This window comes from Shewanella sp. SW32 (assembly GCF_025653365.1).
Classification (GTDB): domain Bacteria; phylum Pseudomonadota; class Gammaproteobacteria; order Enterobacterales; family Shewanellaceae; genus Shewanella; species Shewanella oncorhynchi.
In genome coordinates this window covers 1-9,713 of the sequence record NZ_JAKKSJ010000072.1, presented here as the reverse complement: position 1 = coordinate 9,713, position 9,713 = coordinate 1, and the positions used below count along the sequence as shown (strand labels likewise).

11 protein-coding genes, 1 rRNA gene and 1 pseudogene are annotated in these 9,713 nt (G+C 44.4%); 6 read left to right on the top strand and 7 right to left on the bottom strand.

Annotation, left to right across the window (positions count from 1 at the left end):
• The 6 genes and pseudogenes from L5M28_RS23590 to ccmA all read right to left on the bottom strand — a co-directional run.
• Positions 1–156: pseudogene (locus L5M28_RS23590) on the bottom strand (IS982 family transposase); the annotation flags it as partial.
• A 90-nt stretch (positions 157–246) separates the two neighbouring features.
• Positions 247–735: a cytochrome c maturation protein CcmE gene (gene ccmE, locus L5M28_RS23585; RefSeq protein ID WP_105251038.1), complete on the bottom strand. Its 489-nt coding sequence runs from the start codon at positions 733–735 to the stop codon at positions 247–249.
• Complete coding sequence (gene ccmD, locus L5M28_RS23580; RefSeq protein WP_105253042.1) at positions 732–932, bottom strand: heme exporter protein CcmD; 201 nt, start codon at positions 930–932, stop codon at positions 732–734. The genes ccmE and ccmD overlap by 4 nt, the downstream gene beginning before the upstream one ends.
• Positions 932–1,678 (bottom strand): heme ABC transporter permease, encoded by a 747-nt coding sequence (locus L5M28_RS23575; RefSeq protein ID WP_105251039.1) that lies wholly within the window; start codon positions 1,676–1,678, stop codon positions 932–934. The genes ccmD and L5M28_RS23575 overlap by 1 nt, the downstream gene beginning before the upstream one ends.
• Position 1,679: 1 nt before the next feature.
• A complete protein-coding gene (gene ccmB / locus L5M28_RS23570; protein ID WP_006079706.1) occupies positions 1,680–2,366 on the bottom strand; it encodes a heme exporter protein CcmB in 687 nt (228 codons plus the stop codon).
• 11 nt (positions 2,367–2,377) lie between these two features.
• The gene (gene ccmA, locus L5M28_RS23565) at positions 2,378–3,028 is read right to left on the bottom strand and encodes a cytochrome c biogenesis heme-transporting ATPase CcmA (RefSeq protein ID WP_263204511.1); all 651 of its coding nucleotides are present in this window, start codon (positions 3,026–3,028) and stop codon (positions 2,378–2,380) included.
• Between the two features lie 318 nt (positions 3,029–3,346).
• On the opposite strand from ccmA, the gene L5M28_RS23560 reads away from it, so the two are divergent.
• Positions 3,347–3,646 carry a c-type cytochrome gene (locus L5M28_RS23560; protein WP_105251041.1) on the top strand — a complete coding sequence of 100 codons (300 nt, stop codon included), beginning with the start codon at positions 3,347–3,349 and terminating at the stop codon, positions 3,644–3,646.
• Positions 3,647–3,707: 61 nt separating this feature from the next.
• Here L5M28_RS23560 and ccmI read toward each other — a convergent pair whose 3' ends face one another.
• A complete protein-coding gene (ccmI, locus tag L5M28_RS23555) occupies positions 3,708–4,958 on the bottom strand; it encodes a c-type cytochrome biogenesis protein CcmI (protein WP_263204512.1) in 1,251 nt (416 codons plus the stop codon).
• 400 nt (positions 4,959–5,358) lie between these two features.
• On the opposite strand from ccmI, the gene L5M28_RS23550 reads away from it, so the two are divergent.
• The 5 genes from L5M28_RS23550 to L5M28_RS23530 all read left to right on the top strand — a co-directional run.
• On the top strand, positions 5,359–7,338 hold the full coding sequence (locus tag L5M28_RS23550) for a heme lyase CcmF/NrfE family subunit (protein ID WP_263204510.1): 1,980 nt from the start codon (positions 5,359–5,361) through the stop codon (positions 7,336–7,338).
• Positions 7,339–7,349: 11 nt separating this feature from the next.
• The gene (locus L5M28_RS23545; protein ID WP_105251044.1) at positions 7,350–7,904 is read left to right on the top strand and encodes a DsbE family thiol:disulfide interchange protein; all 555 of its coding nucleotides are present in this window, start codon (positions 7,350–7,352) and stop codon (positions 7,902–7,904) included.
• Entirely contained in the window at positions 7,901–8,380 is a 480-nt protein-coding gene (gene nrfF / locus L5M28_RS23540; RefSeq protein WP_263204509.1) for a heme lyase NrfEFG subunit NrfF, read from the top strand. Before L5M28_RS23545 ends, nrfF begins: the two co-directional genes overlap by 4 nt.
• On the top strand, positions 8,377–8,964 hold the full coding sequence (locus tag L5M28_RS23535) for a TlpA family protein disulfide reductase (RefSeq protein ID WP_113941593.1): 588 nt from the start codon (positions 8,377–8,379) through the stop codon (positions 8,962–8,964). Before nrfF ends, L5M28_RS23535 begins: the two co-directional genes overlap by 4 nt.
• Positions 8,965–9,477: 513 nt before the next feature.
• A 16S ribosomal RNA gene (locus tag L5M28_RS23530) occupies positions 9,478–9,713 on the top strand; the annotation flags it as partial.

The window sequence follows — 9,713 nt, the reverse complement described above, 5'->3', positions numbered from 1 at the left end:
AAAAAGTATGATGATGGTCATCACTTCGCTCATCGTCATACGGCCAGGGCGTTGACGCTTGCGTGTACCATCGGTTAACAGCGTTTTTTCCCATTCTGGAATGAAAACAGCGCAAAAATCATCGACATCGCAAAACACTTCCACTAATTTATGCATAGGCCCTCCGGTGTGATGGGGTTTCTCTTGGTCGAAAGATCCGATCACTTGGAGGGCTATTAGTTCAACATTTCTTATCCCGAGTTCAGGTTACTTAGTATCTGGTGCCTTTTGCTGGCTATAATCTAACTTTTCGTGCTTTTGGCCCATGGCTTCAGCGACTTCTGGTGGCATGTAGTTTTCATCATGCTTGGCCAGTACTTCAGTTGCTTCTAGTTTGCCATCAGCACCCAGTACACCCTGAGCAACAATGCCTTGTCCTTCACGGAAAAGATCGGGCAATAGGTCGTCATAAGTGACCAGTACTTCGCCACCGAGGGAGTCATGCACTGCAAATTCGACATGTAAGCTTTTGGGATCTCGCACCATAGAACCTACCGTCACCATTCCGCCGACACGAATACGTTGGCCAATTTCAGGTTTTACGCCAGTGTCTGTCTTGCCGTGGACAATTTCAGACGGAGTATAGAATAAGTTCAAGTTGGAGTTCAGCGCATAGAGCAAAAGCGAAGTAATCGCAGCAACGCCACCGATTAATGCTACAGCTAATGTCAGTCTTTTTTTGCGTCTTGGGTTCACGATTTAGTACTCCTGGTTTCTTTTAGGCGTTCTTCTCTATCCATCTTCTTCGCGATATCAATTAACACCTTACGCTTTTGGCGTGCGCTGGTAATGATGAGCGTAGAGAGGCAGAAGAAGGTCACTCCGTAGGATAGCCATACATAGAATGCATAGCCGCCCATATTAAAAAAATCACTGATCGAATCGAATTGCATCATTTGACCTCCTCCGCTTTAGCTAGTTCACGGACCCAAGGGCGCATGCCATTTCTTGCTAAAATTTCTGCTCTAAAACGAACAATAGTGATGGCGCCAATCATAAGACCGAAGCCCAGTATGTTAATTAACAGTGGATAGAGCATTTCTGTCGACATTGTCGATTTCTCGGTAATGCGTATTGTCGACGGTTGATGTAATGAGCTCCACCATTCAACTGAGTATTTGATGATAGGAATATTGATCACACCGACGATCGCTAAGATCCCTGCTGCACGAGCTGCGAGCACTTTATCCTCAAATGAGGCATAGAGCGAGATCACACCTAGATATAGGAATAGTAATACCAGCTCAGAAGTTAAGCGTGCATCCCATACCCACCAAGCACCCCACATAGGTTTGCCCCATGCTGCTCCGGTAAAGAGTGCGATAAAGGTGATTACTGCACCAATGGGAGCAATAGATGCTGCAGCCCAGTCGGCAAGTTTTATTTGCCAAACTAGACCGATAAAGGCCGCTGTTGCCATACCCATATAAGCCGCCATTGACATAGACGCGGCAGGAACATGGATAAAGATAATACGGTAGCTATCACCCTGCTGGTAATCCGTCGGCGCGAAGACGAGTCCCCATGTAGTGCCAACAGCAATCAATAGACCGGCTAAGATCGCAAACCATGGAAATAACGTTCCTGATAATTTATATGCGCGTTCAGGATCCGCGTAAGGGTGTAACCATTTCCACATTTTAGTTAGTACTCACTCGCAGAGATGCACCAATTGCAAAAGGTGCTAAGGTTAACGATCCGACCAGCATAGCGCCTATTATAGCGAGCTGACCATCATAGGGTAAATTCATTCCTGCCGCGTCTATAGCACTCGTTGCAAAAATGAGTACTGGGATATATAGGGGCAAAATAAGTAAGCTGAGTAACACGCCGCCTTTCCTTAGACCGACGGTTAATGCCACACCAATAGCACCTAACAGCGACAATACTGGCGTGCCTAGCGCAAGCGTCGAAATTAACGCACCGTAGCTGTTGCCGTCTAGATTGAGTAATACCGCTAACAGTGGTGCGATAATAATCAGTGGCACACCAGTTAAAATCCAGTGGGCTAACACTTTAGCTAATACGAGAATGGCTAATGGCTGTGGGCTTAATAGCATTTGTTCTAAGCTACCATCACTAAAGTCGGCTTTGAAAAGCCTTTCAAGTGACAACATTGATGCTAATAATGCGGCGACCCAAATTATCCCTGGTGCCACACGTGCTAACATTTGCGGTTCTGGTCCAATCCCCAGCGGAAACAAAGTAACGACCATAATAAAAAATAGCAGTGGGTTAAAAATGTCGCCGCGGTGGCGAATAGCAATTTTAAGATCTCGCTGCAGCAAGGTGAAAAATGCTTGGGTAAAACTGATGCCTCTTTTCATTGAGCCTGACCTTATATGAAGCGATAATCGAGACGAATTTTACGAAGCCTATCATCTGTGATAATGCCCATATCTTGGTGAGTTGTGAGGATCACACAGCCACCATTATCCGCATGCTGAATAAATAACTGCTCCAGTTCTTCGACACCTTTTTTATCGATTGCAGTAAAAGGTTCGTCAAGGATCCAAATTTTACAGTTGCTATGCCACAATCTTGATAGTGCTGTTCTGCGATGCTGGCCTGCGGATAAATGCCCCGCGAGAGCTTCTTCAAAGCCCGTTAAATTGACTTTGGCTAAAATTTCTGACGTATCAAAGTTATCATAACCACTGATTCTTAAATTGAAATTAAGGTTTTCTTCGGCAGTCAGCTCGCATTTCACGCCAGCTAAATGTCCTAAATACAAGAGGTCTTCATTGTATTCATCGCGGCAACGGTTTATGTCTTCATTAATGTAAAAAGTTTGTCCGGCATAGGGGCGAGAAAGGCCCGCCAATATGCGTAATAAACTGGTCTTGCCTGCGCCGTTAGGGCCTTCAATCTGAACAATGTCACCGGCATTTATATCAAAACTTAACTCATCAAAAAGGATGCGTTCTTCGCGGATACAGGTCAGCTTGCTGGCTGACACTAATGTGGTTTCTTTAGTTATATTTGTCACTGAACCCTCTATCTCAAGCCGGAAGGAAACACAAGTCATTCTAACACAAACGTTATTGGGGGTTTACTCTTGGTTTGCACTAGATGTCAGCAATATGATGTGGTTCCAATAACCGCAATATTTATCGAACTTTTTTACGACTTGCTAATATATTAACGAATTTGTCATCCTTGTCGCCTGATTCATTTTGTGTTGAGATTCTAATCACAAAAAGATGAGATTTCTTGAAGTTTGTAGTAATCTTAGTCGGCTATAATGAGTCTGCCTAAGTAAGGGCGGCGCCGAGCTTTGTACGTATTTGCATTAGGAACATTGAACATGAAAAAACTGTTAGCAATGACTGCTGTCGCTGCTTTGACTATGTCAGTTAACGCTTCAGCTCAAGATGCTGAGGCTATTTATAATAAGGCATGTACCGTATGCCACAGCATGGGTGTTGCTGGTGCTCCAAAAGTGCACAACGCTGCAGAATGGGAACCACGCTTAGCTAAGGGTGTTGACGCTCTAGTGAAGAGTGTGAAAACCGGTCTGAATGCTATGCCACCAGGCGGTATGTGTACTGATTGTACTGATGATGATTACAAAGCTGCTATCAAATTTATGTCTACAGCTAAGTAATTCTTCAGATATAAAAAAACCGGCGAAAGCCGGTTTTTTTATATCTGCAATTAACTGCGATTTATTGCACTTGAGTATCAAGTACTAGGTTCGCTGTATCGCCTACGGCGACTTTACTGATCTTGCCTTGAATATCACCCGTTTGCGGTTTGATATTACCTTGTTTAGACAGCACAGCGATCACTTCCACATTGGCTGCATCGCTTAACTTCACATCACCACCCATACCGCTGCTGTCATCTAATGTCACTGTAATCGGGAAAGACTTAGCACTGACTTTGGTTGCAGCTAATGGGACTTTAGGTCCTTCAGTTGCACGGGCAAAGATGAAAATGGTGTCTTCTGGACTGGCTTTAGCCGCAAGTTCTGCAGAGATAGATATAGTGACATTGACCGATTTAGCACTCGCTTTGACTTGCTTATGTGCATCATCATTTGGAATGCCAGCGGTTTCCGACTGCATGCGTAAGTTGGCGGTTTCGATTGCATTCATAAGAGCTGCACGATCAACGTCGGCACGACCGCTATCTAAAATCGTTTGCCAAGAGGTGATGGCTTTCTTGTAGTCAGCAGTAAAGAAAGCATCCATACCCACGAGCAGTAGCGTTGAAGGATCTTGGGCATCCATAGCTAAGGACTCATCGATAAGAGCTTGGATTTGCGGTGTCATTTGTTGACCCGCTTTGTAATACATGGCCGTTGCTTTTGGACCGAGCAATTCTGCATGCTTTCCGACTAATTCGATTACTTTATCGAAAGCCGCAATCGCTTTATCGTATTGGTTTGCCGATACATAAGCATGACCTAAGCTGAACCACAGTTGGCTGTTTTCTGGCTCGGCTTTAACTTGAGCTTCCATCATCTGCACGCGTTGCATCATGATTTGAGCCGTATCCATTCCCGCATGTGGATTTGCAGGTTGTTGAGCACTATCAATATTCTCGAAGGCGCCTAAGTGTTGATAGAGATAGCCTGAGATAACAATCAAACAAACTGACATGATCGACGGCCACAGAATCGTCTTTGGCTTTATTTGGTTGACCAGTGAATCGTCGTTCGCTTGTTTGATGTCTTGGAGTAGACTGATTTCCAGTTCTTTCTTCAATGCATCAAATTCGGCTTGATCGAGTAGCTCTTCACTTAATTCTTTTTCAAGAACGCCTAAGCGCTCATTGAACAATTCAAGGTTCGTTTGTTTACGAACTCCAGCTTCTTCCGTTTTCAGCAATTTTTGCTGTCTGAAGTGCGGGATCCAAATCAGCATCAGGCCGACTAACATAACAAGCGCAATAAAAATCCAAAATGTCGTCATTGTTTCTATATTCACTTTAGTTTGCAGAAAGCGGAGTAACCGCTAGGCTTGGAAGCAAGATTATACGTAAAGATTGTTCATTGAACAGTAATATAAGGTAATCCCAGTGCTGAAAGCTTATAGTTGGGCACTGGTTCACAAATTGATTCTTCTTGTAAATTTTGTATGAAACTTAAGTGTCATTTGTCGGTCACATGCAGAACTGAGCCTCTTCCGTGACTTTCATCGACCTCTAAAATTGAGAATGAGACAAGTAACCCAGTTTTGTACGAAAGAGGCAGACAGGAACAATAGCAAATACTAAAATGAGCAAAATTTCGTGCATTTGCGTGAATAGCATGTTGTGCGTTGAGATAGAGTCTTTCTAAATCAACATATTATTGAAGACTGAGGAAAACCCATGATCCCAGAACTTGGACACTTTGCGTTGATAATAGGGGTGGCTTTTGCCTTCTTATTAATCAGCGTCCCCCTAATAGGTGTTGCCAGAAAAGACCAATACCTTGTTAGGTACGCTTGGCCATTAACGTACGGAATGTTCTTTTTTATTACCTTATCTGTTGTCGTGCTTGCTTATAGTTTTGCCGTCGATGATTTCTCGGTCGCCTATGTGGCACATCATTCAAATTCTCAGTTACCTATCTTCTTTAAGATCTCGGCCGTATGGGGCGGTCATGAAGGGTCACTGTTATTTTGGGTGTTTGCTTTATCAACTTGGGCGGCTGCGGTTGCCTTGTTTAGCAAAGGTTTAGAAGAAGTGTTTACTGCTCGTGTGCTGGCAGTATTGGCTCTTATTGTGATTGGCTTTAGTTTGTTTATGCTACTCACATCTAGCCCATTTGAACGTTTATTCCCGATCCCTGCCGAAGGTCGTGACTTAAATCCAATGCTGCAGGACGTGGGATTAATCTTCCATCCTCCTATGTTGTACTTGGGTTATGTGGGCTTCTCTGTAAGCTTTGCATTTGCGATTGCTGCGCTGATGAGCGGCCGTCTCGATTCTGCATGGGCTCGTTGGACTCGTCCATGGACATTGGCTGCTTGGACCTTCCTTACGGGCGGTATCGCACTAGGATCTTGGTGGGCTTATTATGAATTAGGCTGGGGCGGTTGGTGGTTCTGGGATCCTGTTGAGAACGCCTCTTTTATGCCTTGGTTAGTGGGTACTGCGCTTGTTCACTCTTTGATTGTGACTGAGAAACGCGGCGCCTTCCGTAACTGGACTGTATTACTGTCTATTTTCGCTTTCTCTTTAAGTTTGCTTGGTACCTTTATTGTTCGCTCTGGTGTATTAACCTCAGTGCATTCATTCGCAGCCGATCCAAGCCGCGGTATGTTCATCCTGTTGTTACTTGGTTTAGCTGTTGGCGGTTCATTAACACTGTTTGCTTTACGTGCCAGTGAAATGAGTAGTCCTGCCCGTTTCGAGCTTAAGTCTAAAGAAACAATGCTCTTAGTATGTAACGTGCTACTGACGGTTGCCGCAGGTACGGTACTATTGGGTACATTATATCCATTGCTCATCGACGCGCTTGGCATGGGTAAAATCTCTGTTGGACCCCCATACTTTAATGCGGTGTTCGTGCCTATCGTATTAGTGCTATTTGGCTTTATGGGTATTGGTCCAATTATTCGTTGGAAAAAATCGAAAGCGGGCGAGCTTAAGCGTCAGCTATTGATCCCGGCAATGATTGCTGCTGTTATCGGTATTGTGACACCATTTATCGTCGATGGTGCATTCAATATTTGGGTTACCTTTGGTATTGCTGCCGCTGCTTGGATTATTCTGGCTACCGCAAGAGCGGCCTATAACATGGTCAAGTCGAAAGAAGGTGATATCAGCATCAGCCGCATGGGCCGTAGTCAGCTTGGTATGATCTTCGCGCATCTCGGTATTGCCGTTTCTGTGATTGGTGCCACTATGGTGTCAAATTACTCGATTGAGAAAAGTGTTCGTATGGGACCTGGTGTAAGCCAAGAACTCGCCGGTTATACTTTTAAGTATCTCGAGACCAAAAACGTCGTGGGTCCTAACTACACTGCACAGCAGGGGCAGATAGAGATCTACAAGGGCGATGAGCTACTGACATTACTAAAACCAGATCGTCGTCAATATAATGTGCGAACTATGGATATGACAGAAGCCGGTATTGACTGGGGTCTATTCCGTGACTTGTACGTAACTATGGGTGACCCTATTACCAGCACTGAATTTGCGGTTCGTTTAAACTATAAGCCGTTCGTGCGTTGGTTATGGTTTGGGGCAATTTTCATGATGATAGGTGGATTCTTCGCTGCATCGGATAAACGTTACCGTGCGAAAGTCACTGCAGCCATCGCGCCTTTGGCCGAAAAGGCAAAATTGGCAACGGCTCAATAATTGGGGAATGTATGAAGAAGTTGGTTCTGTTTATCCCATTGGTCATATTTCTCGCCATGGGGGTGTTTCTCTATAAAGGGTTATTTCTGAATCCGCAGCAATTGGATTCAGCACTGGAAGGGAAGCCTATTCCGGCTTTCCAACTAGAACGCCTAGAAACACCAGCTGAGATCATAACGAATGAGCAATTAAAAGGTAAGGTATCATTACTTAACGTATGGGCGACGTGGTGTCCATCTTGTAAATATGAGCATCCTTTCTTAGTGATGCTAAAACGTAAAAATCTTCTGCCAATTTACGGGATCAACTATCGTGATGAGCGTGTTCCTGCGTTAGAAGAGTTAAAACGTCAGGGCGATCCCTACAACGTTAATATCTATGATAAAGATGGGCGTTTAGGATTAGATCTTGGCGTTTATGGTGCACCAGAGAGTTTTATTGTTGATCATAACGGTATTATCCGTTTCCGTTATGCAGGTCCAATAGACCAACGCGTATGGAGTGAAACCCTTTACCCTATGATCCAACAATTACAAGCTGAAGCAGCGAAGGATGGCGCAGCATGAGAACGCTGATAAAAATCATAGGTGGTCTAGTGCTGATGTTCAGCATGACGACCGCCGTCATGGCAACACCAGTTGATACTTACGAATTCAAGTCACCTGAAAATCAAAAGCGCGGTTTGTCTTTGGCCCATGAACTACGTTGTCCACAGTGTCAAAACCAAAATTTGATCGACTCCAATTCACCCGTTGCTCGAGATCTGCGTCTTGAGGTATTCAAGATGGTTGACGAAGGAAAAGGGGATGATGAGATCATCGAGTTTATGACTAGTCGTTACGGTGAGTTTGTTCTCTATAAACCTAAGATGGAAACCAAGACCTACATTCTTTGGTTAGGTCCTATTGGTTTATTACTTCTGGGTCTAGTGATTGGATTCATCTTCATTCGTAAGCAACGTATTGGCGGTAATGTGCCGAACGAAATTAGCGCAGAAGATCAGCGCGAGTTAGATGCCTTGCTAAAGCGCAATACAAAATGAAGCATAAAGTCATAACGGCATTCATGTTGTCATCCATTCTTTCGGTATTTGTTGCTGGGGTCGCGCATGCGTACCCTGGTATGCAGCAAACGGCTAAACCGATGGAATCAACGGTTGATTTGATCAATGTACTGCCAAAGACTTTTCCTATTGAGCCTGTTGCCTTTAATGATGTCGATGGTAAAGCTATCGACTTCAGCCAATTTAAAGGCAAGATCATTATGGTTAACATGTGGGCGACTTGGTGTCCGCCATGTGTCAGAGAGTTGCCTGCAATCGAAAGGTTAGCAACTAAGTTCAAGACTGAAGATTTTGTCGTGCTGCCTATCTCTATTGATGCAGAAGGTAAGCAGCAGGTTCAGCCGTTCTTAAGTTCATTGGGTATGGCGAATTTCAACTCTTACTACGATCAACCACAAAGTCTTGGGAACGTTTTTCCGCTCGACACGATTCCTGCGACCTTTATTCTTGATCAACAGGGTCAATTAATTGCCTTTGTTCGATCCTATGTTGATTGGGATGACGTAAAAGCTGTCTCGCTAATCCAAGGTTTTATCGATAAAGGCAGCAAAAAGCCCAATTAATGGGCACTTTGCATGTAAAATAATCGCCATCGTTTAAAAGATCGCCATGCGATCTTTTTTCATTTAAAAAGCCCTTGCATAAAAAGTTTCACTGCCTATAATGCGCATCCACTGACACGGCAGACAGCGTTAAGCAGCCTGATGTGACAGTTCATCGATGAGTTTAGTGATTGATGAGTGTTGAGAAAGTTTGCAAAAACTCCTTGACGCGAAACGGGAAATGCGTAGAATACGCAGCCCTAGCCAACTGGAAGCGTTCGGCGCTCAGTGTGGTACTCACCTTATCTTATGAGGTTGAGTTGCTCTTTAACAAGATAAAACAAGAAATCTGTGTGGACACTCACAGGTGTTGAGTTAATCGAAACTGCTTARCCTTCGGGTTGGCAGTCAAAAATTTAAATCAATGTAACAATGAGTGTTCATAGCAATATGTACAGTTTGTTTCTTTAGTTAGAAACAAAAAATCAGAATTCATTGAGCCGCTRAAGTCGCAAGACGGMAGCAACAAAACTTTAATTGAAGAGTTTGATCATGGCTCAGATTGAACGCTGGCGGCAGGCCTAACACATGCAAGTCGAGCGGCAGCGCAAGGGAGTTTACTCCTGAGGCGGCGAGCGGCGGACGGGTGAGTAATGCCTAGGGATCTGCCCAGTCGAGGGGGATAACAGTTGGAAACGACTGCTAATACCGCATACGCCCTACGGGGGAAAGGAGGGGACCTTCGGGCCTTCCGCGATTGGATGAACCTA

Excerpts from the sequence above, each read along its gene's own strand:
- ccmI (WP_263204512.1), bottom strand. The coding sequence starts at position 4,958 with ATGACGACATTTTGGATTTTTATTGCGCTTGTTATGTTAGTCGGCCTG.
- L5M28_RS23535 (WP_113941593.1), top strand. The coding sequence starts at position 8,377 with ATGAAGCATAAAGTCATAACGGCATTCATGTTGTCATCCATTCTTTCG.
- L5M28_RS23575 (WP_105251039.1), bottom strand. The coding sequence starts at position 1,678 with ATGTGGAAATGGTTACACCCTTACGCGGATCCTGAACGCGCATATAAA.
- L5M28_RS23545 (WP_105251044.1), top strand. The coding sequence starts at position 7,350 with ATGAAGAAGTTGGTTCTGTTTATCCCATTGGTCATATTTCTCGCCATG.
- nrfF (WP_263204509.1), top strand. The coding sequence starts at position 7,901 with ATGAGAACGCTGATAAAAATCATAGGTGGTCTAGTGCTGATGTTCAGC.
- L5M28_RS23550 (WP_263204510.1), top strand. The coding sequence starts at position 5,359 with ATGATCCCAGAACTTGGACACTTTGCGTTGATAATAGGGGTGGCTTTT.
- ccmB (WP_006079706.1), bottom strand. The coding sequence starts at position 2,366 with ATGAAAAGAGGCATCAGTTTTACCCAAGCATTTTTCACCTTGCTGCAG.
- ccmD (WP_105253042.1), bottom strand. The coding sequence starts at position 932 with ATGCAATTCGATTCGATCAGTGATTTTTTTAATATGGGCGGCTATGCA.
- L5M28_RS23560 (WP_105251041.1), top strand. The coding sequence starts at position 3,347 with ATGAAAAAACTGTTAGCAATGACTGCTGTCGCTGCTTTGACTATGTCA.